The organism is Limibacillus sp. MBR-115 (genome assembly GCF_040549425.1).
GTDB classification, from domain to species: domain Bacteria; phylum Pseudomonadota; class Alphaproteobacteria; order Kiloniellales; family CECT-8803; genus Limibacillus; species Limibacillus halophilus.
In genome coordinates, this window is record NZ_JBEPTJ010000001.1 from 651,781 (window position 1) to 677,530 (window position 25,750).

Annotated in this window: 23 protein-coding genes; 18 read left to right on the forward strand and 5 right to left on the reverse strand. The window is 60.8% G+C overall.

Annotation, left to right across the window (positions count from 1 at the left end; all coding sequences use genetic code 11):
* Nucleotides 1-105: 105 nt before the first annotated feature.
* From thrC to ABIE63_RS03125, 6 genes are all read left to right on the forward strand, one after another.
* Nucleotides 106-1,524, forward strand: a complete 1,419-nt coding sequence (gene thrC, locus ABIE63_RS03100) for a threonine synthase (RefSeq protein ID WP_354502698.1) — start codon at nucleotides 106-108, stop codon at nucleotides 1,522-1,524.
* A 13-nt stretch (nucleotides 1,525-1,537) separates the two neighbouring features.
* Complete coding sequence (locus ABIE63_RS03105) at nucleotides 1,538-2,803, forward strand: pitrilysin family protein (protein ID WP_354502700.1); 1,266 nt, start codon at nucleotides 1,538-1,540, stop codon at nucleotides 2,801-2,803.
* A gap of 14 nt (nucleotides 2,804-2,817) precedes the next feature.
* Nucleotides 2,818-3,411, forward strand: a complete 594-nt coding sequence (locus ABIE63_RS03110) for a GNAT family N-acetyltransferase (RefSeq protein WP_183417538.1) — start codon at nucleotides 2,818-2,820, stop codon at nucleotides 3,409-3,411.
* A gap of 189 nt (nucleotides 3,412-3,600) precedes the next feature.
* Entirely contained in the window at nucleotides 3,601-5,523 is a 1,923-nt protein-coding gene (locus tag ABIE63_RS03115) for a hypothetical protein (RefSeq protein ID WP_354502702.1), read from the forward strand.
* Nucleotides 5,524-5,582: 59 nt separating this feature from the next.
* The gene (locus ABIE63_RS03120; RefSeq protein ID WP_354502704.1) at nucleotides 5,583-5,924 is read left to right on the forward strand and encodes a hypothetical protein; all 342 of its coding nucleotides are present in this window, start codon (nucleotides 5,583-5,585) and stop codon (nucleotides 5,922-5,924) included.
* A gap of 315 nt (nucleotides 5,925-6,239) precedes the next feature.
* Nucleotides 6,240-7,238, forward strand: a complete 999-nt coding sequence (locus ABIE63_RS03125; protein WP_354502706.1) for a hypothetical protein — start codon at nucleotides 6,240-6,242, stop codon at nucleotides 7,236-7,238.
* Between the two features lie 13 nt (nucleotides 7,239-7,251).
* On the opposite strand, the gene ABIE63_RS03130 is transcribed toward ABIE63_RS03125, so the two are convergent.
* A complete protein-coding gene (locus tag ABIE63_RS03130) occupies nucleotides 7,252-7,989 on the reverse strand; it encodes a hypothetical protein (RefSeq protein ID WP_354502708.1) in 738 nt (245 codons plus the stop codon).
* Nucleotides 7,990-8,126: 137 nt separating this feature from the next.
* The gene (locus ABIE63_RS03135) at nucleotides 8,127-8,339 is read right to left on the reverse strand and encodes a DUF4170 domain-containing protein (RefSeq protein WP_183417543.1); all 213 of its coding nucleotides are present in this window, start codon (nucleotides 8,337-8,339) and stop codon (nucleotides 8,127-8,129) included.
* A 291-nt stretch (nucleotides 8,340-8,630) separates the two neighbouring features.
* On the opposite strand from ABIE63_RS03135, the gene ABIE63_RS03140 reads away from it, so the two are divergent.
* The 5 genes from ABIE63_RS03140 to ABIE63_RS03160 all read left to right on the forward strand — a co-directional run bounded on the left by ABIE63_RS03140 (nucleotide 8,631) and on the right by ABIE63_RS03160 (nucleotide 14,505).
* Nucleotides 8,631-9,581, forward strand: a complete 951-nt coding sequence (locus tag ABIE63_RS03140; protein WP_246377909.1) for an SPFH domain-containing protein — start codon at nucleotides 8,631-8,633, stop codon at nucleotides 9,579-9,581.
* 15 nt (nucleotides 9,582-9,596) lie between these two features.
* A complete protein-coding gene (locus ABIE63_RS03145) occupies nucleotides 9,597-10,079 on the forward strand; it encodes an NfeD family protein (RefSeq protein WP_354502710.1) in 483 nt (160 codons plus the stop codon).
* A gap of 57 nt (nucleotides 10,080-10,136) precedes the next feature.
* On the forward strand, nucleotides 10,137-11,648 hold the full coding sequence (locus ABIE63_RS03150; RefSeq protein ID WP_354502712.1) for a UbiD family decarboxylase: 1,512 nt from the start codon (nucleotides 10,137-10,139) through the stop codon (nucleotides 11,646-11,648).
* Between the two features lie 33 nt (nucleotides 11,649-11,681).
* Nucleotides 11,682-13,085 carry a M20 family metallopeptidase gene (locus tag ABIE63_RS03155; RefSeq protein WP_354502713.1) on the forward strand — a complete coding sequence of 468 codons (1,404 nt, stop codon included), beginning with the start codon at nucleotides 11,682-11,684 and terminating at the stop codon, nucleotides 13,083-13,085.
* A gap of 67 nt (nucleotides 13,086-13,152) precedes the next feature.
* On the forward strand, nucleotides 13,153-14,505 hold the full coding sequence (locus tag ABIE63_RS03160; RefSeq protein ID WP_354502715.1) for a TldD/PmbA family protein: 1,353 nt from the start codon (nucleotides 13,153-13,155) through the stop codon (nucleotides 14,503-14,505).
* Between the two features lie 14 nt (nucleotides 14,506-14,519).
* On the opposite strand, the gene ABIE63_RS03165 is transcribed toward ABIE63_RS03160, so the two are convergent.
* Nucleotides 14,520-15,446 (reverse strand): diacylglycerol kinase family protein, encoded by a 927-nt coding sequence (locus tag ABIE63_RS03165; RefSeq protein ID WP_354502716.1) that lies wholly within the window; start codon nucleotides 15,444-15,446, stop codon nucleotides 14,520-14,522.
* Between the two features lie 192 nt (nucleotides 15,447-15,638).
* On the opposite strand from ABIE63_RS03165, the gene ABIE63_RS03170 reads away from it, so the two are divergent.
* From ABIE63_RS03170 to ABIE63_RS03200, 7 genes are all read left to right on the forward strand, one after another.
* Nucleotides 15,639-16,481: a UDP-2,3-diacylglucosamine diphosphatase gene (locus ABIE63_RS03170; protein WP_354502890.1), complete on the forward strand. Its 843-nt coding sequence runs from the start codon at nucleotides 15,639-15,641 to the stop codon at nucleotides 16,479-16,481.
* Nucleotides 16,481-17,485 (forward strand): glycosyltransferase family 1 protein, encoded by a 1,005-nt coding sequence (locus ABIE63_RS03175; RefSeq protein WP_354502717.1) that lies wholly within the window; start codon nucleotides 16,481-16,483, stop codon nucleotides 17,483-17,485. Before ABIE63_RS03170 ends, ABIE63_RS03175 begins: the two co-directional genes overlap by 1 nt.
* 137 nt (nucleotides 17,486-17,622) lie before the next feature.
* On the forward strand, nucleotides 17,623-19,365 hold the full coding sequence (locus tag ABIE63_RS03180; RefSeq protein ID WP_354502719.1) for an ABC transporter ATP-binding protein: 1,743 nt from the start codon (nucleotides 17,623-17,625) through the stop codon (nucleotides 19,363-19,365).
* A complete protein-coding gene (locus ABIE63_RS03185; protein WP_354502720.1) occupies nucleotides 19,362-20,069 on the forward strand; it encodes a lysophospholipid acyltransferase family protein in 708 nt (235 codons plus the stop codon). The genes ABIE63_RS03180 and ABIE63_RS03185 overlap by 4 nt, the downstream gene beginning before the upstream one ends.
* Entirely contained in the window at nucleotides 20,069-21,367 is a 1,299-nt protein-coding gene (locus tag ABIE63_RS03190; protein ID WP_354502722.1) for a 3-deoxy-D-manno-octulosonic acid transferase, read from the forward strand. The genes ABIE63_RS03185 and ABIE63_RS03190 overlap by 1 nt, the downstream gene beginning before the upstream one ends.
* Nucleotides 21,367-22,347: a tetraacyldisaccharide 4'-kinase gene (gene lpxK, locus ABIE63_RS03195; RefSeq protein WP_354502723.1), complete on the forward strand. Its 981-nt coding sequence runs from the start codon at nucleotides 21,367-21,369 to the stop codon at nucleotides 22,345-22,347. The genes ABIE63_RS03190 and lpxK overlap by 1 nt, the downstream gene beginning before the upstream one ends.
* Nucleotides 22,348-22,424: 77 nt before the next feature.
* The gene (locus ABIE63_RS03200; RefSeq protein ID WP_354502725.1) at nucleotides 22,425-23,309 is read left to right on the forward strand and encodes a lauroyl acyltransferase; all 885 of its coding nucleotides are present in this window, start codon (nucleotides 22,425-22,427) and stop codon (nucleotides 23,307-23,309) included.
* A gap of 29 nt (nucleotides 23,310-23,338) precedes the next feature.
* Here the strand turns inward: ABIE63_RS03200 and ABIE63_RS03205 are convergent, their stop codons facing one another.
* Together ABIE63_RS03205 and xseA are read right to left on the reverse strand one after the other, a co-directional pair.
* Entirely contained in the window at nucleotides 23,339-24,163 is an 825-nt protein-coding gene (locus ABIE63_RS03205; RefSeq protein ID WP_354502727.1) for a M23 family metallopeptidase, read from the reverse strand.
* On the reverse strand, nucleotides 24,160-25,677 hold the full coding sequence (xseA, locus tag ABIE63_RS03210) for an exodeoxyribonuclease VII large subunit (protein WP_354502728.1): 1,518 nt from the start codon (nucleotides 25,675-25,677) through the stop codon (nucleotides 24,160-24,162). The genes ABIE63_RS03205 and xseA overlap by 4 nt, the downstream gene beginning before the upstream one ends.
* Between the last annotated feature and the right edge of the window lie 73 nt (nucleotides 25,678-25,750).

The following is a 25,750-nucleotide window of genomic DNA, read 5'->3' on the forward strand; positions in this document are numbered from 1 at the left end:
TTGGGATGACCGCGGATTCCTCTGTTGTCGGCCTCATGGCGCACCTTTAAGGTATGCGCCGGCCTGGAGCCTAATTTTCCGCACTCTCAAGGAGTGGATCGACCTTTGCGTTATATTTCGACCCGGGGAACCGCCCCGACCTTGGAATTCGACGACGTACTGTTGAGCGGTCTGGCGCGCGACGGTGGCCTTTACATACCCGAAAGCTGGCCGACATTCAGCCAAGAAGACCTCGTCCGTATGTCCGGCATGAGTTACTGCGACCTGGCCGTCGAGATTATAGCGCCCTTCATGACCGGCAGCGCGGCACTGAACAAGCTGCCGCAGCTAATCGAGGCCGCCTATGCCGGCTTTGGCCATCCGGCCGTCACCCCCTTGCGCCAGTTAGAAGGCAATCTCTGGCTCCTAGAGCTTTTCCATGGGCCGACCCTGGCCTTCAAGGATGTGGCCTTGCAGCTTCTGGGCCAGTTGTTCGAGGTGGTGCTGGAAGCCCGAGACCAGCGTGTGACCATCGTGGGTGCAACCTCCGGCGACACCGGGTCGGCCGCCATTGAAGCGGTTATGGGCAAAGCGCGCGCAACGCTCTACATGCTGCACCCAAAAGGTCGCGTCAGCGAGGTTCAGCGCCGCCAAATGACGACGGTGGACGCCGCGAACATCCATAACTTGGCGGTGGCGGGCACCTTCGACGATTGCCAGGACTTGGTGAAGGCCATGTTCAATGATCAGGCCTTTCGCGACCGCCACAATCTGGCTGCCGTCAATTCGATCAACTGGGCCCGCGTGATGGCGCAGATCGTTTACTATTTCTGGGCTGGCCTCGCTTTGGGCGCGCCGCACCGCCCCGTCGCCTTTGCGGTTCCAACCGGCAACTTCGGCAACGTCTACGCAGGCTATGCTGCGCGCCAGATGGGGCTGCCGATCGAGCGACTGGTAGTGGGCTCGAACCACAACGATATTCTCACCCGCTTCCTGGACAGCGGCACCATGGCCATGGAGGGCGTTTCGCCCAGCTATTCACCCTCGATGGACATTCAGGTGTCCAGCAACTTCGAGCGTTTGCTGTTTGATTTGCTGGGGCGCGATGGCGCGGCCGTTACCGCAACAATGCGCCAATTCCGAGAGGAAGGCCGTTTTACGCTGGACCCGGCCTCTCTGGCGCAGGCGACCGCGTTGTTCCAGGGCGTCCGCTTCGACGACGAGGGAACGCTCGCGGAAATCGCTCGTCGCCACACCCGGGACGGCGAACTGACAGACCCGCACAGCGCCATCGCAATCGCGGCGGCGCGCTCGACGGCGGAAGGATCATTTTGCCCACTCGTTGCCCTGGCGACAGCCCATCCGGCGAAGTTCCCGGATGCGGTGGAGAAAGCCACGGGACTGCGCCCTGCCCTACCAACCCGCCTTGCCGATCTTCTGGATCGGCCCGAATATGCTCTTGATGTTCCTGCGGATCTGGCCCACCTGGAGGGACTCATCGACGACGGCGATAAAGTCGCGCAGCAAGGCGCGCCCACAATTTAGGTACAAAGCATAAATGCAAAAGGTTGAAGTCACGCGGTTGGATAATGGGCTCACGGTGGTTTCCGACGCCCGCCCCGATGTTGCCAGCGTCGCCATGGGTGTTTGGGTCAACGTCGGCACGCGGCAGGAACCCACAAGGTTGAACGGCATCGCCCACATGCTCGAGCATATGGCCTTCAAGGGCACCGAGCGGCGCAGCGCCTTTGATATCGCCCGCGAGATCGAAGACGTGGGCGGCAGCCTCAACGCCTATACCAGCCGGGAATCGACCGCCTATCATGCCCAGGTACTGGCCGCCGACATGCCGCTGGCACTCGATATGCTTGCAGACATCCTGCAGCACTCCACTTTCGTCGGAGAGGAACTGGAGCGCGAACGCGGCGTGATCCTGCAGGAGCTGGGTCAGGCCGCCGACACGCCCGACGACATCATCTTCGATCATTTCCAGGAAACCGCTTTTCCGAATCAGCCGCTGGGCCGCCCGGTTCTAGGCCGCCCGGAGGTCATTCGCGCCGTCACCGCCGATGACCTGCGGGGCTACATGCAACAGCACTATCACGCCGGCAACATGGTCGTCAGCGCGGCGGGCCAACTGACACACGATGACTTCGTAGAGCGCGTGGCAGCCGCTTTCGACTCGTTGCCGCAGGTTGGCGCCACGGAGCCCTTGGATAACGCCAGCTATCACGGCGGCGAGTTCAGGGAAAACAAGAGCCTGGAGCAAGCCCACCTGGTATTGGGTTTTCCGGGCCTCTCGCGGCTGGATGACGATTATTACGCCGTCAATCTTTTGGCGACACTGCTGGGTGGCGGGATGTCGTCACGACTGTTTCAGGAGGTGCGTGAAAAGCGCGGCCTTGTTTATTCGATCTTTGCCTTCCATTCGGCCTATAGCGACAAGGGGCTTTTCGGCATCTATGCCGGCACCGGCGAGGAAGAAACAGCAGCACTGCTGCCTGTCATCTGCGATCAGCTCTCCGAAGTCTCCGTCACCTTGAGTGAAGAGGAGGTGGATCGTGCCAGGGCTCAGCTTCGCGCCTCAATACTCATGGGGCTGGAGAGTTCTGCCAGCCGCTGCGAGAACCAGGCCAAGCAACTATTGGCATTCGGTCGCGTACTCACCATCGAGGAGATCGAAGCCAAGCTTGCCGCAGTCGATGCGGCACAGATCAAGCGCCTCGCCGCCCGTCTGGCAGGTCTACCGCCCACCCTCGCCAGCATCGGCCCGCTGTCCAAGCTCGAAAGCTTCGACAGCCTGAGGTCGCGCCTCGCCGCCTAAGGGACCGCAAGCCCATGAGCCTTGGTTTCTTCCGCAAAGATGCCCTGGGCCTAAAACTGGGTTACGGCCGTGTCTACCTCAGGGCGCCAAGGGCGCGGGACTATCAGGCCTGGACGGCGCTCAGGGCCGAGAGCCGCGACTTTCTGGCACCCTGGGAGCCGACCTGGGCTCGCGATGCCCTATCGCGCAGCGCCTTCCGGCAGCGCTTGCGGCATAGCAACTCCGAAGCAAAGCATGACCTGGGTTATGCCTTTTTCCTGTTTCGACGTGACGACGACGCCTTGCTCGGCGGCGTTACGTTGCGCCACCTTCAGCGCGGCGTCGCACAATCGGTCAATCTCGGCTACTGGATCGGCGCGCGCCATGCCCGCCGGGGCTACATGACCGAGGGGTTGCGTGCCGCCAGTGACTTCGCCTTCGATCACTGCGGCCTGCATCGCATCGAGGCGGCTTGCCTGCCGGAGAACCGAGCCAGCAGCGGCCTACTCGAAAAACTGGGCTTTCAACGTGAAGGCTGCGCCCGCGCCTACCTGAGGATCAACGGCTCCTGGCACGACCACCTGCTCTATGCCCTGTTGCGCGACGACCCGCGCTGGCCAGACCTCTAATCCCCAGCGACGATATTGTTTCACCGATCTCCCTGCCCTGATTTCGGGCGGGTGGTTGTTGATGTGACAAGTTAATACACTTTTCTTGTGGTTTTGTTGTCGTCTTTTCTTGTAGTTTGTCGGCCGTAATACCATGCGGGCTGCTGAAACTGCGGCCTTTCCCCGACAAGCGACAAGGATCGTATGACTATGAAAGAGTTTCTGGCCGCCTTCATGGCGGAGGAGGAGACGCGCAGGCAGCGGGCTGAGAAGACCCTGGGCCAGGCGCTGGCGCAGCCCAAGCGGGCGGATGGCACGCGGGGCCGCGCGCCCGAGGTCATGCAGGCGCTCGAGCGCGGCGACGCTCTGGGTGCGGAACAGGGTAGCCCTGCCGATCTGTCCCTCAAGATGAACCGCCAGTTGCTGGACAAGGCCCGCGCGCCCCAGGACCGCATCGGCGAAGAGCAGCGCCGGGCGCTGGCCCGTGACGGCTTTGCCTTCGGGCCCCGCGGGGCTTTGCTTTTCGATCCGGCCTCTCCTCAGGGTGAGGGTCAGGAGCGCTCCAGCAACCCACTTAACCTGACGCCGGGCCGGGGCCTGCGGGAGGGCGGCGCGCAGCCCGGTATCCTCTCGGGCCTGGCCAAGGACGCCGGTGCGCGCTTTACCCCGAACAGCCGCGAACGCCTGGCCCGCAAGACCGCCTTCCGGCAGGGGCTGAGCCAGACCGACGAGGCGGAGTTCGCGGCCACCGGCAAGCTCCTGGACGAAGGCATGACGGCCTTGCGCCGCCGCAGGGCGGCCTCCAACGACGGACTGGAGCGCAAGGGTCTGGCCATCATGGAGGAAGACCTGGGCGAGATGGAAACCGACTCCGCCCGCGAGAAGCAAATCCGCGAAACCTCCGTGCCGTCGCCCTCCTTCGCCCTCGGCGGTCTGGATGTAAAGACGCGACCTCATCTCAAGGAGAACGAAGGCAGTGGCCCAATCATCCAGACCACCGAGGCGCGGCACAAACCCGGCGAGCGCCCCAAGGACACACCCACGCCATTCTCCAGCGACAGTGGGAGCAGTAGCGACGGTACCACCAGCGCGGCTGCGGGCGGCATCCAGATTGCGAGCGCGGACACCGGTACTCAGCCAGATGCATCCCCCTCGTCGGTCGAGGGGGCAATCCAACTTGGCGTCGAAAAGGAAAGGGGCCCAGTCGAGAGGCTCCTGGCTCAAGCCTCACTAGACAAGGATTCTCGTGCTGGTTCACAAGAAACTGCCTTGGAAGGCAGACAGAAGCTTCTAGCCGATCTCGAAAGAATTGGTCCAGAGATCGCAGATAAAGCACGCCGGGAAGCGGTAAACGCGACAGGCGCGGCCGGTCCGCAGACGCCGACGCCGACCGGTGAATTTGCTGAGCGCCAAGCCAGTCTGGCCACGCTGTCGCCAGACAAGCTCGATACTCAACACCAAGAATTGACCAAGCATATTGACAAGTTGCGTGCCGATAATATCGATAGCGAATCGGACAACGACGAGCGAACCCTCGTGGAGCACGCCATCCTCGATCAAGCCGCGGCGGGACAACGAAATGGCACGATTGCGCTCTATAACAGCGGACCGCGCGAGCGCGCCATGCGGGACGGCTTGCCCGCTGAATTTCCAGTTGCTGAGAATCCCGCCGCCGAATCGGGGCCAGCCATTTACGAATTCGATCTGCAGGGAATTGATGCTGTGAACCGACATGGGTTGACCATCGGAAAGATCGCGAAAGAGGTGGGAGTTGACCCCACCCTTCTTACCGCAATCATCTATACCGAGAATGCGCGTGGTTGGTACGGACATCTTGGGGAAGCGTTAAATGTCTCCGATACAATTCTCCCAATGAACATCAACCCGAAGAAGTGGTCAAAATACTTTGACAGCGACCCTTCAAAGGCCAGCGATCCCGAAGCCAATATCCGCGCTGGCGCGCGACTGTTGAAGGGTATTGCCGCTCGCATTCCTGACGCGTCGGTTGCAAAGGCTGCTACTTTATGGAACTCTATGGCGAAAGAAGAGGTCAGCGCGTTTGGTGCGCGTGTGCGGAGGATTTATGAAGAAAAACCTTGGGCTCGAAGCGAGCTCGAACCTGACAGCCCCTGATATTGAACCCCCTGATTTTCGGGCCCTGACTTTCGAATGCTTGTGACGGGCGGGCGCGAATGATCTGGCGAAAGCCGGTGGACCGGGCCTACCTCTTCGGAGGGGGGTTCATTTTTTGCTACCTTCTCGGTTGCGCCTTCACCTTGTTCTTGTTCTACGCCACGAATGGCGAGTTGGTGGCGGACATGTGTACAATCGTCTACTACGGAGAACCCTACGACCTCTCCATCCCGGGCGATAACCCCATATCGGGATTCTATTGCCAGTTGAAATGGGTAGCCTTCGCGTTCTTCAGCCTGGTCCATGCGGCCATATTCTACTTCTTTTTCCTTCCCGCAGCGCTCTTGCTCTACCGACTGTGGATGGATTCCCGGCTTTCCCGCAACGCTGAAGACAGATGAGCCGGTCGCGGCTGCCCGTCCTAGTCCAACTCTCCCTCAGAATCCCGGGTTGATTCTGAGGGCTGCCAGTTTTATGACGCCGTCGCCTTCGGACGAACCTTAGAATCAAGGTTCGGAAATATTCCAGCAGTCGGAGATCATCGCCCGGGGCGTGAAGGAGGGGGTTCGGGGTGCCGTTGAAGCCTTCACCGAGGAGGGCATTGAGCGCGGGGTCGGCAAGGTCCTGGAATAAGGCGCGTCGCCATTTTGTATACGAGAAGAAATGATACAGAATACCACCTATGCGGTGCGCTGACGGACGGCTAGTCTTGCGGCATGATGAAATGGCGACGCTACCCGAAGAAGCTGCGGGCCTACCTGAAGAAACATAAACGGGCGCTGATCAGATCATCCCTTGCCGGGCTTCTAGCAGGCATGCTTGCCACCGATGGCTTCGGGAAACTCCTCATCATCTGGTACCATCTCACCGACGATGGTTATGGAAGCTACCTGCCGCCCGACGAGATCGATCCGGCCCCGGTCGCGTCCTGGCCGCCAATCTTGGGGCCCGAGGTTTTCGGAGTGACGGAGACTTCTACCGTGGCAGGCGGGGTGCAGACACTGCCCCGCCTGACCCGCAGCGATCTCAAGCGCTTCTTCTTTCCCAAGGGCTTTGAAGACGACATCACCCTCTACTACCCGGAGCGCATTGGCCTCGTCACCCGGCGATTCGATCGACGGCCGGTGGGGATTTGGGACGCGAGTAGCGATAGCGATGCGGACCTCGATGTGCTGAATTTCTACAACCGCATCCGCGAAGCGGTGCCAGCGCTGCCCGAAGCTTACTTGGCCCTTGGAGACGCCACACCGCCCGGAAACCCCGAAACCAATGCGGAGATCAGCGTCTATTCCGCCTTGAAGCAGTGGAAGCCGAAACATCGCGTTGGCGTCTGGAGGCCCGATGGCGAGATCGGCAAACGCATGATCGCCCAGGGCTGCGGCGCCTATCCGGATTTCTACTTTACAGAGCTGGCCTGGACCGGAAAGGGCGCTATGTCGCCCGCTCAGAAATACCGGGTGCATCGAGGCCGCATCGGCATCTTCCATCGTCTGGGGGAGCCGACGGTGGAACACTGCCTGTTTCGCGCGCTGATGGTGACGCTGGGGCTGCACCCGACCGAGGCATTCTTCTTTAAAGAGGGCCCCGTACCCCCGGAGGAACAGGCCAAGGCTCTAGCCGCCCTCAAGCTGCTTTACCACCCGGCCATCACTCCCGGCCTCGACGAATGGCACTTCGTCCAAACACTCCTCAACAGAAACATGATCGATCCTTGATCGGCGGCGGTGCTTAGAGGGAGGTCAGATGGAAGTGCGGCCAGTCCTGGTGCAACGCCTCTGCCCCCAGTGCTTCCAAAATTTTGAGCCTCGCCTGCTCATCACGAATGGTCGCTAGAATGTGGCCGTCGAGATCATCGACAAGACCATGACGCGCGTGAACCAGAGCCAACGCCTCGGCCTGGCTCATTTCTCTGTGTGGCCGGTTTTCGCCCCATGACGCCGCCAATCCCACAGGAGCTCCGTCCTTTAAGAGACAACCGTGATCTCCACGGTATACAAAGGCTTCCGACAAATCCGGCCCCTGCCCGTCAAACTGTCGTAAATCGACACCGCGCAGGCTGCCGTAGCTATAGAAGCCCTCGGTCCGGTGCATGAAAGCCAATTGTTCGGAATCGAGCCAATTGATGGCGACCACGACCCGACAGCCAGGAGCCGGACAGAGGGTTGAGGCAATCGCGCCGTAGCGCGTCACGTGGGCCGAATAGACGATGTCGTAACCGTGCAACCATGCCAGCGTTACCGGAATTTCGGATTGACGGCCTGACAGGTTCCCGTACTTCCGTCGCAGCTGCGACGGCGCTCGGTTGGAGCCGTGACCGATCACCGGCGTCCGCCCGGCAAAATCGGCCTGGCTTATCGGAAAGGTACGCCCATCGCGGTAAAGGTAGGATTCCGTCGGTGCTTCATAGGGGTATCCTTTGGCCAACGCCAAAAGGTCTGCATCCAACTCCGGGAGTTTCCAGGGCATGATATCAACGGCTCATACGAAAGATCGGGCGACAGATCGAGCGAAAGAGCGGGGAACGGGCAGGCCTTCCTGTTGCGGCCATCGGCCGGCGATCTTTCGGGATAAAACCGCCAGGTGTGGTTCCGCCGGCCGCCCGATCAATCCGTGCAACGCGGCGGCACTTCAGGATCCATGCGCTCGATCCGATAGCGTTTGTGACAGTCATCGACCGTCATCCAAGCCAGCCGGGCCCATTCTTTTTCTGCTTCTTCGTACGTCTCGAAGGGTCCCGCCCAGTCTTCGCCGCCCGCTATCGCGCAGTCGAAGCGCGTGTCCTTGTATTCGCCGCCTACAACCCAGTACTTCTGCATCGTCGCCTTTGCCTCTTCGGCTTCGTTACGCCAAAGGTCTGCATGAGTATCTTAATTTGACCACGTAAGAGCCGCAACGAAAAGGATTTTTTACCTTTTGATATCTGCCCCACCGTATCAATCTACTAAGCTATCCTCGGAGAGGTTGCCCCCAATCCGACGGTTTTGTTTGCAAATCCGGCCTTTAGATACCCTAATTCCTGGCAGGGAATAATGCGGCATATAACCGCCGTCAAGCGGACTCTGCGGTCGCCAAGACCGCTCTATCCGCGTGAGAGAGGAGAAATACCTTTGACTGGTTTTGCACTTTTCGTAATTGCCTTTGTGGCGCTCGCCGTCATCATCGTGTTCATGGGCGTGAAGGCCGTCCCGCAGGGGATGGAGTTCACCGTCGAACGCTTCGGTCGGTACACGAACACCCTAAGACCCGGCTTGGCCCTTATCGTCCCCTTCGTGGACCGGATTGGGTCACGTATGAGCATGCGCGAGACCGTTCTCGACGTGCCTTCCCAGGACGTCATTTCCCGTGACAACGCGGTTGTTGGCGTGGATGGCGTGGTCTTTTTCCAAATCATCGACGCGCCGAAGGCCGCCTATGAAGTGAACGATCTCGAGCGGGCGATTCTGAACTTATCCATGACCAATATTCGTACCGTCATGGGTTCGATGGATCTGGATGAGCTTCTATCGGAACGCGACCAAATCAACGCTCGATTGCTGGCAATCGTCGATGAGGCGACCGCGCCGTGGGGCATCAAGGTCACACGAATCGAGATCAAGGACATCTCGCCGCCGGTCGACCTTGTTACGGCCATGGCCAGGCAGATGAAGGCAGAACGCGAGAAACGTGCGGAGATTCTTGAAGCGGAAGGAAAGCGTCAGTCGGCGATCCTTCGTGCCGAAGGTGAGAAACAAGCGGCGATCCTGGCCGCCGAGGGTCGCCGGGAAGCGGCCTATCGCGACGCCGAGGCACGGGAGCGCGAAGCCCAAGCCGAAGCCAAGGCGACCGAGGTCGTGTCGCAAGCCATCGCCGGCGGCAATGCTCAGGCCATCAACTACTTCCTCGGCCAGCGCTATCTGGAGGCCTTCGGCAAATTTGCCGATTCGCCCAACCAGAAGGTTTTCATGTTGCCTGTCGAAGCCTCCAACATCATCGGTGCGCTGGGCGGCATTGCCGAAATCACCAAGGAGGCTTTGGGCCGCGACCCAGAAGGCAAAAGCCCCTGGGCATCCAAAGATTGAGGCGGGGAGCGGTCAATGGAATTCCTGAGTAGTATCGAATTCTGGCACTGGTGGGTGCTGGCGCTTGTCCTGGGTGGCATCGAGATTTTCGCCCCTGGCTTCATTTTCATTTGGCTGGGCTTGGCGGCTGGTGCTGTCGGGCTTGTCCTGCTGCTTGCCCCGAACATGAGCTGGGAGCTGCAGCTGCTGCTTTTCGGACTCTTCTCGGTCGTGTCGGTCTTAATCTGGTGGCGCTTCGTCCGCGGCAGCGGCGAAGACAGCGACCAACCCAGTCTTAATCGCCGCGCAAATCAGTACGTTGGGCGCACTGCGACATTGGATCAGCCGATCGTCAACGGTGTGGGCATGGTGCGCCTGGACGATAGCCGCTGGAAGGTGCTGGGGCCGGACCTGCCGCTTGGCACCGTCGTTCGGGTCATCGCGGCGGAAGGCGCGACGCTCCGGGTCGAAGCACAGTCGGCGGAAGCAGGGGAGCCCGCAGCAGGGGGGAAAAACTGACCCGGTCCGGCAGACGGGACTGGCGCCGCGCCGCTTCTGCGCTAGATTGAGTCCGCCATGCCATACGAGTCCTTGAGAGATTTCATCGCCCGCCTGGAAGCTGCCGACAAGCTGCGCCGGGTTTCTCATCCCGTGTCTCCCATTCTGGAGATGACCGAGATACAAACACGCCTGCTGGCAGAGCAAGGCCCGGCCGTGCTTTTCGAGAACGTGCAACGACCCGATGGCGGCACCTATGACATGCCGGTTCTGGTAAATTTGTTCGGCACGGTCGAGCGAGTCGCCTGGGGCATGGACCGCGAACCGCAGCAGTTGCGAGAGGTGGGCGAAACCCTGGCTTTTCTTCGCCAGCCGGAACCGCCCGGCGGCCTGCGCGATGCCTTGAGCAAGCTGCCCCTTTTGAAAACCATTATGGCCATGCGCCCCAAGACAGTTGCCAAGGGTCCCGTGCAGGAGGTCGTGCTTGAAGGTGACGACGTCAACCTGGACGACCTGCCGATCCAGACCTGTTGGCCGGGCGAACCAGCACCGCTCATCACCTGGCCGCTCGTCGTCACGAAAGGTCCCGGCAAGCGCAGGGAAGACGATTTCAACCTCGGAATCTATCGCATGCAGAAGCTGGGCCGGAACAAAACCCTGATGCGCTGGCTTAAACATCGCGGCGGCGCGCAGCACCACGCCCGCTGGAAGGCCAGTGGTAAACGAGAGCCGCTACCGGCCGCCGTTGTCCTGGGCGCCGATCCCGGCACTATTCTGGCTGCGGTCACGCCGGTTCCCGATACCTTGTCGGAGTATCAATTTGCCGGTCTGCTACGCGGCAAGCGGGTTGAACTCGTCGATTGCAAGACAGTCCCCCTGAAGGTTCCGGCGACTGCGGAGATCGTGCTGGAGGGTTACGTCAGCCTGGAGGACTACGGCGACGAGGGTCCTTACGGCGACCACACGGGCTACTACAACTCGGTCGAACCCTTCCCGGTCTTCACCATTACCGCCCTCACCCGGCGTGAGAAACCCATCTACCTCTCGACCTACACCGGTCGACCGCCGGATGAACCCAGCGTGCTGGGTGAGGCCTTGAACGAGGTCTTCATACCTCTGCTCCAACAGCAATTCCCGGAAATCACGGATTTCTGGTTGCCGCCGGAAGGCTGCTCATACCGTATCGCCGTCATCTCGATGAAGAAGGCCTATCCCGGCCATGCCAAGCGGGTGATGATGGGCGCTTGGTCCTACCTACGCCAGTTCATGTACACGAAGTGGGTCATCGTGGTGGACGATACGGTGAACGCACGCGACTGGAAGGACGTCTGGTGGGCGGTCTCCACGAAGATGGACCCTGCCCGCGACATCACGATGCTGGAGCACACACCCATCGACTACCTGGATTTCGCCAGCCCGGAAAGCGGCCTCGGGTCGAAGATCGGCCTGGACGCCACCGACAAATGGTATCCGGAAACCAAACGCGAATGGGGTCATGTCATCCGTATGGACGACGACGTGGTCGACCGGGTATCGGCCATGTGGGACGACCTGGGTCTACCCGGGTCTGGAAAACCCATCTGGAAATAAGCCCGCGATTCAGTCAGCTAAAGGGCATTCAAAGTGACGCGCAAAGATGCCATCGACGCAAGCCATCCGCTCTTCGACAGTGGAGAGTTCACAGCCCTGCTCGCCAAGCGTATCGCCATTCCCTCGACCAGCCAGGAGGAAGACAAGCGTTGGGCCTTGGCGGCCTATGTGCGCGAGGAGATAGGTCCTTACCTGGAGGCGATGGGATTTACCTGGCGCATACACGAGAACCCGGCGATGGCTGAGGTTCCTTTTCTGACCGCCGAACGGGTCGAGGATCCGGCGCTGCCGACGGTGCTGACCTATGGGCACTGCGATACCGTGCGGGGCATGGAAGGACGATGGGCGGGCGGGCGTGACCCCTGGACACTGACCTGCGAGGGTGAGCGGCTGTATGGTCGTGGCACGGCGGACAACAAGGCACAGCACAGCCTCAATCTGGCAGCACTGAAGGCCGTGCTCGAATTGCGCGGCGGCCATCTCGGCTTCAACGTCAAAGTCTTGCTGGAAACCGGCGAGGAGGTTGGTTCGCCCGGGCTCAGGGCCTTTTGCGAGGCCGAAGCCGATCAGTTGGCTTCCGACATCTTCATAGCGTCCGATGGCCCGCGCGTGCGCCCGGACCTGCCGACCCTCTTCGGCGGCTCGCGCGGCGCCCTTAACTTCTTCCTGCACTGCGATCTGCGCGAAGGCGCGCACCATAGCGGCAACTGGGGCGGTCTGCTGGCCAATCCCGGCACCATCCTTGCCAACGCGATCGCCAGTTTGATCGGCCCCCAGGGTGAGATTCGCGTTCCGGAGCTGCGTATCGAGCCTGGCGAAGCGATCCGTGGAGCCCTCTGGGGCCTGCCGCTTCCCGGAGTCGAGGGTGGCTTAGAGCCGGATACCAATTGGGGCGAACCGGGGACTACGCCGATTGAGCGCGTCATTGCCTATAACGCCCTGGAGGTCTTGGCTTATGAAACCGGAACGCCGCACCACCCCGTCAATGCAATACCCGGCAAAGCATCGGCGGCCTGCCAACTCCGTTTTGTCGCGGACTGCGATTGGCGGGGTGCACTGCCCGCGATAGAGCGGCACCTGAACCGGGAGGGTTTCGAGCGTGTGAAAGTCGACGCCGCCCCCGAAACCGTGATGCCCGCTACCCGCATGGACCCGGATCATCCCCTGATGCGTTGGGCGGCATCCTCGCTTAGGTCGACGACCGGACGGCCCCCGGCGGTATTGCCAAACCTTGGCGGCTCAATTCCCAACGACTGTTTCATGGAGGCTTTGGGATTGCCCACCGTCTGGGTTCCGCATTCCTATGCAGCCTGCTCCCAGCACGCGCCAAACGAGCACGTACTTGCACCGGTCCTGCGTGAGGCGTTGGGCATCATGGCGGGCCTCTGGTGGGACCTTGGCGAGGCCGATGCGACGGCCCTGACCGGCAGAGAATAGAAAGCCCCCTTTCACTGACGGGCCCGGGCCGCTATATCCCTGAGGTACAGAATCTTAGGGATGAATTATGCCGATCAGCAAAGACGACGCACTGGCGTTGCTTGACAGCGTTATTGCCAAGGCCAAGAAAGCCGGCGCGGAGCAGGTGGATGCCCTGCTCGCGCAATCGACCAGCCTGTCTCACGCCCAGCGACTGGGTGAGGTTGAAAAGCTGGAGCGATCCGAGGAACAGGACCTGGGATTGCGCGTTCTGATCGGCAAGAAGCAGGCGGTCGTTTCGTCAAACGACTTCGACTCGGCAACGCTCGATCAACTTGTGGAACGTGCGGTTGCGATGGCCAAGGTGGTGCCCGACGATCCCTATTGCGGTTTAGCTGAACCGATGCAGTTGGTCACCCAGCGCCCTGATATCGATTCCCTCGATCCCCAGGAGCCGGCGCCTGAACGGCTGATCGAGTTGGCACGCGCCGCGGAGGAAGCGGCCCGCGCGGTCAAGGGCGTCACGAACTCCGAGGGCGCGGAAGCCGGATGGGGACAAAGTTTCGTCGTCCTCGCCGGTTCCAACGGCTTTTCCGGAGCCTACGAGCGTTCCTCCCATTCCTACGGCGTGTCGGTCCTGGCAGGCGAAGGTGTATCGATGGAGCGGGACTATGCTTTCAGTCAGGCCGTGTACGGCGGCGACCTGCGCGACCCTGCCGAGGTTGGGCGCGAGGCCGGCGAGCAGGCAGTGCGGCGTCTGGGCGCACGACGCCCTAAAACCGGTCGCTACCCGGTGGTATTCGATCCACGGGTCGGCAACAGCCTGTTGCGCCATTTCGCGGGCGCCATCAACGGCGCGGCAATCGCCCGCGGCACCTCCTTTCTCAAGGACAAGCTTGGCGAGATGGTTTTCGCCGACGGGATCAACATCATTGATGACCCGCACCGCCCGCGCGGCCTTGCGTCCAAGCCTTTCGACGCCGAAGGGCTAGCCAATCGCAAACATAACCTCATCGAGAACGGTCGCCTGACGACTTGGTTGCTCGACCTTTCCACCGCACGGCAACTGGGCCTTGAAAGCAGCGGCCACGCTTCGCGCGGGACCGGAGGGCCGCCACACCCCTCCTCCACAAACCTCTATTTGGCGCCCGGCAAGATTACCCGCGACAGTTTGATCGGTGAGATAAAGCAGGGTTTCTACGTCACCGAGATGATGGGAACGGGCGTCAACGGCGTGACCGGCGATTACAGCCGAGGCGCAGCCGGCTTTTGGATTGAAAACGGTGAGATTGCCTACCCGGTCAGCGAAGCCACGGTTGCCGGTAACCTGAAGGACATGTTTGCGAAGCTGACTCCCGCCGACGATCTCGTGTTTCGCTATGGAGCCAATACCCCAACGCTACGGATCGACGGAGCAACGGTTGCCGGCGGCGGCGCGTGACCTTGGCGTCACCGTCAGGCCGGCACCGTAAGGCGCACTCTGTGCTCTGAAAGGCTGACGCTGACCGGTGTCATGCCGATACTGTCGCCGTCAGCCTGTACCGGTTGACCGATCGGGCTGATTACACGTAATTCATCGAACGCGATGACCTTGAGATCGCGACGCCGGAATAGCTTACCCGCCAACAAAGCCGCCCCATAGCTTAGCACCGCCATGGGGCCACGGCGGGTAAAGAGGCACGCTTGAAGTTTCGGTGCCGAGAGACCCGCTGCGGGGGTGAGCAAATAATGACCGCCGTATCTTGAAGACCGGGCCGCGATGATGGCATGTGCCGTTTCCACCTTCCCGTCACGGACAACGGAGAAAGCTGGGTAAGCATATCGAAAAGCAAGCCGCAGCGATTCCCACACATAGGCACCCTTTCCCAACCTGCGCTTCAAATCGCTGGAAACCCGCGCTACAACCTCGGCATCGAACCCTACGCCCGCCATCAGAATGAAATAACGCTGTCCGCTGCTCCCAAATCGAACTTCGCCCAAACGCACCTCGCGAATGCCACCTTCCACAAGACAAGCGGCGATACCGGCGGCGGTTCGCGGCAGACCGATTTCAGCCGCCAGAACGTTTGCCGTTCCAAGCGGAATGATACCTATCTGCGGCCCGGTGTTGGTTATGCCTGATGCCGCCAGACCGTTCACCACCTCATGCACGGTGCCGTCACCACCGGCGACCGCAAGGCGAACGACACCGCTGGCAAGCGCTTCGAGCGCCAGGCGTTCTGCATCCCCAGGACCTGCAGTCGTTCGCAGTTCGACCCGCCAACCAAGCTGTTCAAGTGCGGCGAGGACCGACGAAAGTCGCCGACCGTGGCGCTGGCCGGCAGAGGGATTGTAGATAACGGGCAGGACACGAGTAGTGCTCGCCTTGAAGCTTTTCGACAATATAGATTCCTTTAAAAAGCCTGCTGATTACTAATAAATCCTTCATGTCATTTCTGTTTCATTTCAAAGTCAACGGGGTGAAGTTTCCTCGATTTCAGCTCAATAAAATTGACGTCTGACAATACTTTCCTGATAAGCGGCAGGAAGGGCATGGCCATTCGACTGAACAAGAGGAAAGGGTCCGAAAGAGGCATGGTTGCAACCCGCAGCGAACCTGACAATCCAACCAAGTCACGTCAATATCGCGCCATTTTCCTTTCTGATATTCACCTCGGCACGCGTGGTTGCCAAGCGGAATATCTGCTCGACTTCCTGAAGTACAATGATGCGGAAATTATTTATCTAGCCGGCGATATCATCGATGGCTGGCGGCTGAAACGCTCTTGGTACTGGCCGCAAAGCCATAACGATGTGGTGCAGAAGTTACTACGCAAGGCACGAAAAGGGGCAAAGCTCGTATATGTGCCGGGCAATCACGACGAGGCGCTGCGACAGTATATCGGTGTCCATTTTGGCGGAGTCGTCGTGGCGCAGGACATGATCCACACCACCGCCGACGGCAAGCGCCTACTCGTAATGCACGGCGATGCCTTCGACGGTGTGGTACGCTACGCGCGCTGGTTGGCGCTACTGGGTGACAGCGCATACACGCTGGCCCTGACCATCAACACCTGGTTCAACTTCGCACGCCGGAAACTGGGCCTCGGATATTGGTCGCTGTCGGCTTATCTGAAGAACAAGGTAAAAAACGCCGTGAAGTTCGTCGATAGCTTCGAGCGTGCCGTCGCGCAAGAAGCGCAGAGGCGCGGCGTCGATGGCGTTGTTTGCGGCCACATCCACAAGGCCGAGATGCGGACTATCGGTGATATCCTCTACATCAACGATGGAGACTGGGTCGAAAGCTGCACGGCACTTGTGGAACACCATGACGGTCGCTTGGAGATCATAGCCTGGGCCGAACAGCGTAACTTTTCGATGCTTGAACGTCGGGTCGATCCGTCAACACCGGACGACGACACGGAGCTTGCCGCCTGATGCGCCTCCTCATTATCAGCGATGCCTGGTATCCGCAGATCAATGGCGTCGTCCGAACATTACAGCGCCTGCATAAGGAGTTGCTGGAACTGGGGCACGATGTGGAGTTAATTCATCCAGGCCAGTTCAGAACCTTGCCTTGTCCTACTTACCCGGAGATACGGCTTGCGATCTTCCCTCGCCGCCAGGTCGGACGTCATATTGCCCGGTTCGCGCCGGAGGCGATTCATATCGCGACCGAGGGGCCTTTGGGCTTGGCGGCACGGCGCTACTGTCTGAGAAACAAGCTACCTTTCACCACCTCATATCACACGCGGTTTCCCGAATATTTCGCCGAGCGCCTTCCTGTACCGCTCGACTGGGTCTACGGCTTCGTACGCAAGTTTCACAACAGCGGCGTCGGAACCATGGTCGCTACCGCGAGCCTGAGACAGGAACTGACCGAGCGCGGTTTCACACGGGTTCAGCCCTGGACTCGCGGCGCCGACATCTCGCTTTTCCGGCCGCTTCCGCCACCCGATATCGAATTTCCAAGGCCCGTCTTTCTCTCGGTGGGCCGTGTCTCGGTGGAAAAGAATCTGGAGGCCTTCCTCCGCCTTGACCTCCCCGGCAGCAAGGTTGTCATCGGCGACGGCCCTCACCGGGCGACTCTTGAGCGACGTTTTCCCGGAGCTCATTTCCTCGGCGCTAAGGAAGGCGAGGACCTTGCCCGCCACTATGCGCTCGGCGATGTGTTTGTTTTTCCCAGTCGAACCGATACTTTCGGCTTGGTTCTCCTCGAAGCGCTCGCGTGCGGTCTGCCGATCGCCGCTTATCCGGTCCCCGGCCCATTGGATGTCGTCGGGGACAGCCCTGCCGGAATACTGGATGAGGACTTGCGCACTGCCTGCATCAAAGCGCTCGATGTTTCGAAAGAAGACTGCCTCAACCACGCCAAGGGCTTCTCCTGGCAGACCTGCACCGAACAATTCATCAGTAATCTGAAACCCCAAGCCACGGCCTAGGGAATCATCCGAGCCCGTGCTATTGTCCGCCTTGCTGAGGGGAGCTTGGCGCGGGGTTACGAGTGACAGAACAATCGGATAGTACGGCGTGTCCCCAAGGTAGACTGCGGGGGGCGCGACCGGAACATAGCAAACGTTTGATTGCACGGCTGCTGCGCGGCTATCTGCATGACCAGATCGGGCGCCTGGCTGTCGGTTTCGTTTGCATGGGATTGGTCGCCGTTACTACCGCTGCTTTCACGCAGCTCATCAAACCCATTGTTGACGAAATCTTCCTACACCAGGACTCGGATCTGCTGCTTCCAATTGCGGGGTTCACGCTGGCCGTCTTCGCCATCAAAGGTTTGGCCAGCTACGGCGAAGCGGTCTTGATGAACAAGGTTGGCCTCAGCATCGTCGCGGCCCTGCAAAAGCAGCTTTATGGCCGCTTGGTCGGCGCGGATCTGGCGTTTTACAACGAAACCGCACCGGGCAGCCTGATCTCGCGATTCATCAATGATGTGACCTTGTTGCGCACGGCCGTCACGCAATCGGTCACCGGCGTCGGCAAGGACCTTCTGACCGCTGCTGCCTTGGTCGCCGTCATGTTTTACGAGGACTGGCTTCTCGCCAGTATCGCTTTTTTCGCTTTCCCCTTGGCGATCTTCCCTATCGTGCGGATCGGCAGGCGGATGCGGAAGGTTTCCAGGCGGTCGCAAACCGAAGTGGGTCGTCTTTCCAGTCTGTTGGACGAAACCTTCCAAGGCATCCGGCACGTCAAGGCTTACGGCATGGAACGTTACGAGGAGGCCCGCGCCGGCGCCGCCATCGACGAGGTCTACCGCCTCAATCTCAAGGCCGAGCAAACGCGAAACCTGTTGCATCCAATCATGGAGATGCTGGGCGGTCTGGCCATCGTCGCGGTCTTGCTCTACGGCGGCTATACGGTCATCGACGGCGACCGCACGCCTGGTAGCTTCTTTGCCTTCATATTTGCCCTGCTGCTGGCCTACGAGCCGGTCAAGCGCCTTGCCCGCCTGAACTCCAAGCTGCAGGAGGGGCTCGCCGCGGCGGAACGTATTTTCGATATCCTCGACCGCCAGCCGGAAATCCGCGACCGCAATGAGGCCGAGCCGCTGCGGTTGGATCAGGGCGCCATCGCCTTCCGGGATGTAAGCTTCGGATACCACCCCGGCCAATCGGCTCTGGCCGATCTGTCTCTTGAGATACCAGGGGGCTCGCGCGTCGCACTTGTCGGATCCTCGGGGGCCGGGAAATCAACGATCCTCAACTTAATACCGAGGTTCTACGATCCCGATTCCGGGCAGGTTCTGATCGACGGACAGAACATTCGAGACGTTCAGCTTGCCTCCCTACGCAAGAACATCGCCTTGGTCAGTCAAGAGATCGTGCTGTTTGACGACACCGTCGGCATGAACATTGCCTATGGCAGTCCCGACGCCACCCCCGAACAGATCACAGCGGCGGCGGCAGCGGCGGGCGCCACGGATTTCATTGAAGCCTTGCCCGATGGTTACGATACGTTGATCGGCCCACGCGGGGCCAAGCTGTCGGGCGGTCAAAGGCAACGGATTGCCATCGCCCGAGCGTTATTGAAGAACGCACCGATCCTGTTGTTGGACGAAGCGACCTCGGCTTTGGATAGCGAAACCGAACGTGCCGTGCAGGAAGCGCTTGAGAGTTTGATGAAAGGCCGCACAACCCTGGTGATCGCCCATCGTCTTTCAACCGTCATCGGCGCCGACCAAATCGTCGTGCTGGACGCCGGCCGGGTCGTGGAGCGCGGTCATCACGAAGCGCTGCTCGCGAAAGGCGGAAGCTATGCACAGCTCTACCGAGCACAGTTCGCCGAAGCGAGCGGAAACAGTGATCGCTCATGAAGGTCTTGCTCGACAATCGGCAAATGCAAACCGCGGCAGGCTGGTGCGCCGGAATGCTCGTGCGCTTGCTGCGAGCCTCCCTGCGAAGCGAAGAGCATGTGCCTGAGGAAACCCGTAAAGTTCTGACTAGGCCGGGGCCCGTAATCGGGTGTTTCTGGCACGGGCGCCTGCTCTCCCTCGTTGGACAGAGACAAGTTCCGCCGGAAGCTGTCGATTTTCTGGTATCGCCGCACCGCGATGGTCTGCTGCTATCGCGCGCCCTGGTGCGCCTCGGGTGCAAACCGCATTACGGATCGAGCAACCGGGACGGCGTCAAGGGTCTGCGGGCACTATTGCAGGCAGTCGGCGGCGAAGGGCGGATCGTCGCAATTACGCCCGATGGCCCAAGAGGGCCGATCCAGCAAGCCAAGATCGGCGCCATCAAGCTGGCACAGCTTACCGGCGCACCCATCGTACCTCTGTCGGCCAGCGCCCGCTTCGGCCATCGTTTCACCTCGTGGGACCGCTTCTTGTTACCGCTGCCCTTTGCACGAGCCTATATTGCCTGGGGGGCGCCGATCGAGGTGCCGCGAAACGCGAGCGACGCAGACCTTGAGAGATATCGTCTTGATTTGGAAACAAACTTGAACATGCTGACCGCAGAAGCGGATGCCGCGCTCGGCCATGAACCGGCGACCCCTTCTCAAGGAGTTGACCCGCACTGATGGACTGGACGTCGCTTTACCGCATTCTGACTGAACTCGGCGCGCCCATTATCCGCGGCATCCTTCGCCGGCGCCTTGCCAGGGGTCGCGAAGATCCCTTGCGATTCTCCGAACGCAAGGGGAAGCCAAGTTTACCGCGCCCTGCGGGACCGCTTCTTTGGCTTCATGCCGTGAGCATCGGCGAAGCGCAATCCGTCCTGACGCTGATCCGTTCTATCCGTGTGTTGTATCCCAATCTGGGGATGATCATGACCACCGGCACCGTCAGTTCGGCCCGCATCATGGCCGACCGTTTGCCTGCGGAAGTCATACATCAGTACGCGCCTATCGACCGCTTGCCGTGGGTGCGGAACTTTCTTGCGCATTGGCGACCTGACGCCGCGCTTTGGATCGAATCGGACCTTTGGCCGAATATCCTCATCGAATGTCGCCATGCAGGCATGCCGATGATGATGTTGAATGCCCGTGTTTCGGAGCGCTCTGCGAGGTTGTGGCGACTTCTGCCGGGGGCGTTGCGACCAGTACTCGAGGGTTTTCAACTTTGTCTGGCCCAAGACGAGGCCCAAGGCGACCGTCTCAAGTCACTTGGCGCAGCACGCGTCAAGGTCGTCGGCAATGTAAAGTACGCGGCAGACCCGCTGCCCTTCGACCCGGCTGAACTGGCAGGATTGAAAGCCGCCATCGGCGATCGACCCATCTGGCTTGCCGCCTCGACCCACCAGGGTGAGGAGGAGATCGTGGCTCAAGTGCACCAGACGCTGCTGCGGGACCTCCCCAGGCTTATGACGATCATTGTGCCGCGCCACCCGTCGCGCGCCGACAGTATCGCCGAAGCGCTCGACCGCCAGAACTTGGCGGTAGCACGACGCAGTCGTGGCGAGGTTCCGACAACCGAAACTGCCATTTACCTCGCAGATACCATTGGCGAACTGGGCCTATTCTATCGCCTCTGCAGGATTGTATTCGTCGGCGGCAGCTTGATCCCCAGAGGTGGGCAGAACATGCTTGAGCCCGCCCGACTGGACTCCGCCCTGCTCCATGGTCCGAACTGCTGGAACTTCGCAATGATTGCCAGGGCTCTCGACGCCTGCGGCGGCGCGCTTGAGGTTCGCGACGCTGGCGAGTTAAGCGCGCGCTTGAAAGTGCTGCTGCAGGACGAAAGTGAAAGCGCCAAGATGGCCGATGCAGCCAGCGCTCTGGCCAGGGAGGAGGCAAAAGTGCTTGGTCGTCTCCTCACTGAATTGGAGCCATTGCTCAGACCGCTGGCGCAGGCAACCCCTTCACAGCCGGAGGCCTGATGTCCCTGCGTGCACCACGGTTTTGGCAGTCCAGGGGTGCGATCTCCAGCGCGTTGCTGCCCGTTGCCTGGGCATACGGCGCCATCGCCACCTCTCGCTGGAGAAGGACAGAACCCATCGACTGTGGCCTACCGGTTATCTGCATCGGGAATCTGGAGGTCGGCGGCGCGGGGAAGACCCCGCTCGCTATCGACCTCCTGGTCAGGCTGCAAGCACGCGGCTTGAAGCCTTTTGCATTGACGCGCGGTTACGGCGGCAAGCGATCCGGTCCATTGCTCGTCGATCCTGCGCGGCATGATTGGCGGCAAGTCGGCGACGAGGCGCGGCTCCTGGCGAGCCACGCGCCCACCATCGTCTCGGGCGACCGGGTGGCCGGCGCGTTACTCGCAAGGCAACAGGAAGCTGATATCATCGTCATGGACGACGGCTTCCAAAATCCAGGTCTCAAGAAAACTGCGTCACTTCTGGTCATCGACGCCGATTATGGGCTGGGAAACGGCCGCTTGTTCCCCGCTGGACCTTTACGCGAGGCACCTGACACCGCCCTTGCCCGCTGTGATGCTGTTATCCTGGTCGGCGACAGCGGCGGTCTGCCGGATGAACTGAGCGGCACCTCACTCCCACTCTTCAAGGCTGCGATTCGAACCTTGAACAAGCCGCTTGATCTCAAGGGTCGCAGGGTCATCGCTTTCGCCGGAATCGGTCGACCTAAAAAATTCTTCGATGGGCTTCGCCGGATCGGGGCCGAGTTGGTAAGCGCCGTCGCTTTTCCAGATCATCATCCCTACCGGGCGGCCGACCTTGCACTGATCCTGTCCAAGGCCGCTGACCTTGACGCATTGGCGGTTACCACCGAAAAAGACCGGCAACGCCTCGACCCGGAACTAGCCGAGAGGGTACTGGCCGTTCCGGCCGCTTTCATCTGGCAGCAAGAGGCTGAGATCGACGCGCTCCTCGACAGAATTCTGGACGGGCAATGACGCCAACAAAAGTAAATCCGACGGGGTCAAAACTCTCGAAGTCGCCTGTGTCCGGACGACGGGGAGCCTTACGTCTGTTGCAGCATGCCTTAGAGGTAACCGCTTTCCGGCTTTCGATGGGGTTGATGCGCCTCTTGCCGCTCGATGCCGCTTCTGCCCTAGGAGGGTTCCTAGGACGCACACTCGGTCCCTACAGCAGCGCCAGTGAGCGCGCCGCCCGCAATCTGCGGCTGGTCTTTCCCGACATGCCGGACAGCGAGCGTCGGCGCATCACGCGCGCGGTGTGGGACAATCTTGGTCGTCTGGGAGCTGAATACCCGCATCTTGCAGAGATTACGGACCCACGAAGCGGACGCCTTGAATTACGCAACAGCGGCCCCGTTACGAATCACGTCAAAAGCGGGCGACCGGCGATTGTCGTTTCCGGGCATTTCGCCAACTTCGAAGCCATGCACGTTCGCGGCGCGCGGGAACTTGTCCGAACCGCCACTGTGGTACGCGACCCCAACAACCCGATGATCCGCGATGCGCTCGAGCATTTCCGCAAGGTCGGTGGCGGCGAGCGCGTCGGGAAAGGACACCAAGGCGCGCGCAGCCTGATTGCTTATCTGGAGCGGAATTTCTGCCTCACCATGCTGGTAGACCAGCGGATGAATCGCGGCATCACCGCCGATTTCCTGGGGCACCCCGCGCAAACGCCGACAGCCGCCGCACAACTGGCACTGCGGTTTGACTGCCCGCTGGTCGTTGCCACCATGGAACGCAAGCGAGGGGCGCATTTCATAATGACCCTATCCGATTTGATCTGGAGCGAGCAGACCGCCGACCGGCATCAGGAAATCGCCCGATTGGTGGGAGAGATCAATCAACGACTGGGTACGGAAATCCGACGCCGGCCCGAAAACTGGTTCTGGTTGCATCGACGTTGGAGCGAAGAGGTATATGCCCAAGCCGGGCTTTAACGCAGAACCCTCGTCGAATCTCAGGCCATTTACTGCTGTGGCATGGGCCCGACGACGAGCATCGGGTCGACCCGCTCCTCGAACCAGTTCATCCGCCAATCCAGATGCGCACCGGTGACACGTCCGGTTGCCCCGATGCGGCCGATCAGATCACCTTGAGAGACTTCCTGCCCCTTTTCGACCACGACCTCGCTCAGGTGCAAAAAAGCCGAGGTCAGACCAAAACCGTGATCGATGATGATTGTACCGCCGGTATAGTAGTGATCGGTTACCGCCAAGGTCACGACACCTCCGGCGGGCGCCACCACCGGCGTGCCTTCCGGCCGCGCGACATCGACGCCGTAGTGTGGCTGCTTTGGTTGGCCGTTGAGAATCCGCTGCGAGCCGTAGACGCCGCTGATGGGCCCCGTGGCAGGCCAAATGAAATCACCCAGCGCGAAGGGCAGGTCCCGATCCCGGCTACGCGCCTCATAAACCTCGGCGCGTTCGCGCTCCAACCGATCCAGCAGGTCCTGTGGCGGTGTCACCATGTTGTTGGGGAGACCGTCGATGCGTTGTATGTCGTAGGTGCGCTGAGCAACCGTGATAGGCACCATCAATCCAGCGCCGCCCGGTTCACGCAGCGTTAGAATTGCCTGACCAGGGGCGTCCCGATGAAAACCGAAAACAAACCGTCCGTCCGAAGAAACTCTGAGTTTGCGGTCATCGAGAAACACCTCGTTGCCCGGTGCGGTCCGGCCCCGTATCAAACCGCCCTGGGTGGCCTCGCCCTGAAGGATCGGCGGCTCCAGGGCCTGTGCCAGGGCCGCGGACGCCAGCAAACCAAACCCGATCAGCAAGCTGGTGAGCTTCATAGCAAGGTTCCCTGATCGTCTTCGTTCCTCGGCTTCTTCCGGCTACTTTTGGTCGGCGTCTTGTCCGGCGTTCCACCACTGCCGCTACCGACCGTCATGGCTTGCAAACGCCCGTCGCGCATTTCTATGTCCAATGCCATGCCGCTGCCAACACTTGCCGCATCGGTCACGACCTTACCCCCGGCGCGCAGCACCGCGAAGCCGCGCTGCAGTACGTTGCGATAGGAGTAGCTTTCAAGTAACCGCCCGAAACTGTCGAGCTTTTGCCTGGTATCCTGAACGCGCAGACTCCAGGCTCGGTTGATCCGCCGTCCTGGATCGAGCTGCGCAAGCGCGCGCTCATGCGGTTCCGTCAGCCTATACTGCAAGCGGGCCAGGCGCTTGTGCCAGTCCGCAACCTCGCGCGCCGCCTGGCTCAATTGCTGGCGGGGATGCGGTAGGCGTGCGCTCCATTCCCGCAAAACGCCGGCACGGCGTTCCAGGGAACCAAGCAGGGCGCGGCCCAGGCGCTCGCCCATATCATCGAGCCGCTGGCTGCGCTCCTCCAACATCCGGCCCGGGTGCACCAAGCCACGCCCCAGGCCATCCAGGAATTCCCGCCTTTGGCGCAACCCGCGGCTCCCGGCCGCCAGCATCCGGGACTCCAGGGCTGCCACCTGCTCGATCAGGTCGCTGCGCACCGGTACCGCCATCTCCGCAGCCGCCGTCGGTGTTGGCGCTCGCCGGTCGGCCGCATGGTCGATCAGCGTGGTGTCGGTTTCATGCCCAACCGCAGAGATCAACGGGATCGCCGACTCGGCGGCGGCCCGCACAACGATTTCCTCGTTGAAGGCCCAGAGGTCCTCCAGGGACCCGCCGCCCCGGGCCACAATCAGCAAATCGGGTCGTGGCAGCGCGCCGCCGGGCCGCAGTTTGTTGAAACCCTCGATCGCCGCGGCAATCAAAGGCGCCGCCGTTTCCCCCTGAACCGGAACCGGCCAGACCAGGACATGGCTGGGAAAGCGGTCATGCAATCGGTGGAGAATATCGCGAATGACGGCACCGCTGGGCGAGGTAACGACGCCGATAACATTGGGCAGATAAGGCAGCCGTCGCTTGCGCTCCTCGGCGAAAAGCCCTTCGGCGGCGAGTTTGCGCTTGCGCTCTTCCAGCAGCTTTAAAAGCGCGCCTTCACCGGCAACCTCAATTTGATCTATGACCAACTGATAGGAGGACTTGCCGGGATAGGTGGTCATGCGGCCCGTCGCCACGACCTCCAAACCATCCTCCGGACGTACGGACAAGCGCCCAAGAACGCCGCGCCAACAAACGGCATCCAGCACCGCGTTCTCGTCTTTCAGGCGAAAATAGCAATGCCCGGAAGCCGGAAAACTCGGGCGTGAAATCTCGCCACGGACGCGGACATGCTCAAAGGTGCCCTCGACGACCTTTTTTACGGCCTGGGACAACTCCGATACGGAAAATTCCGGGAGGTTACTGGACAAAGGAGACGCCTGGTCGGATAAGTCACTCATGGTTTCGCAGCCATGCTACAAGAGCGGCGCAGCGGATGCCAGTCGCGAGACAATGAGATACGAAACGTAAGAG

Bases quoted from the DNA above. Each gene is read 5' to 3' on its own strand.
- ABIE63_RS03105 (WP_354502700.1), top strand. From the start codon at position 1,538: ATGCAAAAGGTTGAAGTCACGCGGTTGGATAATGGGCTCACGGTGGTT.
- ABIE63_RS03110 (WP_183417538.1), top strand. From the start codon at position 2,818: ATGAGCCTTGGTTTCTTCCGCAAAGATGCCCTGGGCCTAAAACTGGGT.
- ABIE63_RS03115 (WP_354502702.1), top strand. From the start codon at position 3,601: ATGAAAGAGTTTCTGGCCGCCTTCATGGCGGAGGAGGAGACGCGCAGG.
- ABIE63_RS03120 (WP_354502704.1), top strand. From the start codon at position 5,583: ATGATCTGGCGAAAGCCGGTGGACCGGGCCTACCTCTTCGGAGGGGGG.
- ABIE63_RS03125 (WP_354502706.1), top strand. From the start codon at position 6,240: ATGATGAAATGGCGACGCTACCCGAAGAAGCTGCGGGCCTACCTGAAG.
- ABIE63_RS03130 (WP_354502708.1), bottom strand. From the start codon at position 7,989: ATGCCCTGGAAACTCCCGGAGTTGGATGCAGACCTTTTGGCGTTGGCC.
- ABIE63_RS03135 (WP_183417543.1), bottom strand. From the start codon at position 8,339: ATGCAGAAGTACTGGGTTGTAGGCGGCGAATACAAGGACACGCGCTTC.
- ABIE63_RS03145 (WP_354502710.1), top strand. From the start codon at position 9,597: ATGGAATTCCTGAGTAGTATCGAATTCTGGCACTGGTGGGTGCTGGCG.
- ABIE63_RS03150 (WP_354502712.1), top strand. From the start codon at position 10,137: ATGCCATACGAGTCCTTGAGAGATTTCATCGCCCGCCTGGAAGCTGCC.
- ABIE63_RS03160 (WP_354502715.1), top strand. From the start codon at position 13,153: ATGCCGATCAGCAAAGACGACGCACTGGCGTTGCTTGACAGCGTTATT.
- ABIE63_RS03170 (WP_354502890.1), top strand. From the start codon at position 15,639: ATGGTTGCAACCCGCAGCGAACCTGACAATCCAACCAAGTCACGTCAA.
- ABIE63_RS03175 (WP_354502717.1), top strand. From the start codon at position 16,481: ATGCGCCTCCTCATTATCAGCGATGCCTGGTATCCGCAGATCAATGGC.
- ABIE63_RS03185 (WP_354502720.1), top strand. From the start codon at position 19,362: ATGAAGGTCTTGCTCGACAATCGGCAAATGCAAACCGCGGCAGGCTGG.
- ABIE63_RS03190 (WP_354502722.1), top strand. From the start codon at position 20,069: ATGGACTGGACGTCGCTTTACCGCATTCTGACTGAACTCGGCGCGCCC.
- lpxK (WP_354502723.1), top strand. From the start codon at position 21,367: ATGTCCCTGCGTGCACCACGGTTTTGGCAGTCCAGGGGTGCGATCTCC.
- ABIE63_RS03205 (WP_354502727.1), bottom strand. From the start codon at position 24,163: ATGAAGCTCACCAGCTTGCTGATCGGGTTTGGTTTGCTGGCGTCCGCG.
- xseA (WP_354502728.1), bottom strand. From the start codon at position 25,677: ATGAGTGACTTATCCGACCAGGCGTCTCCTTTGTCCAGTAACCTCCCG.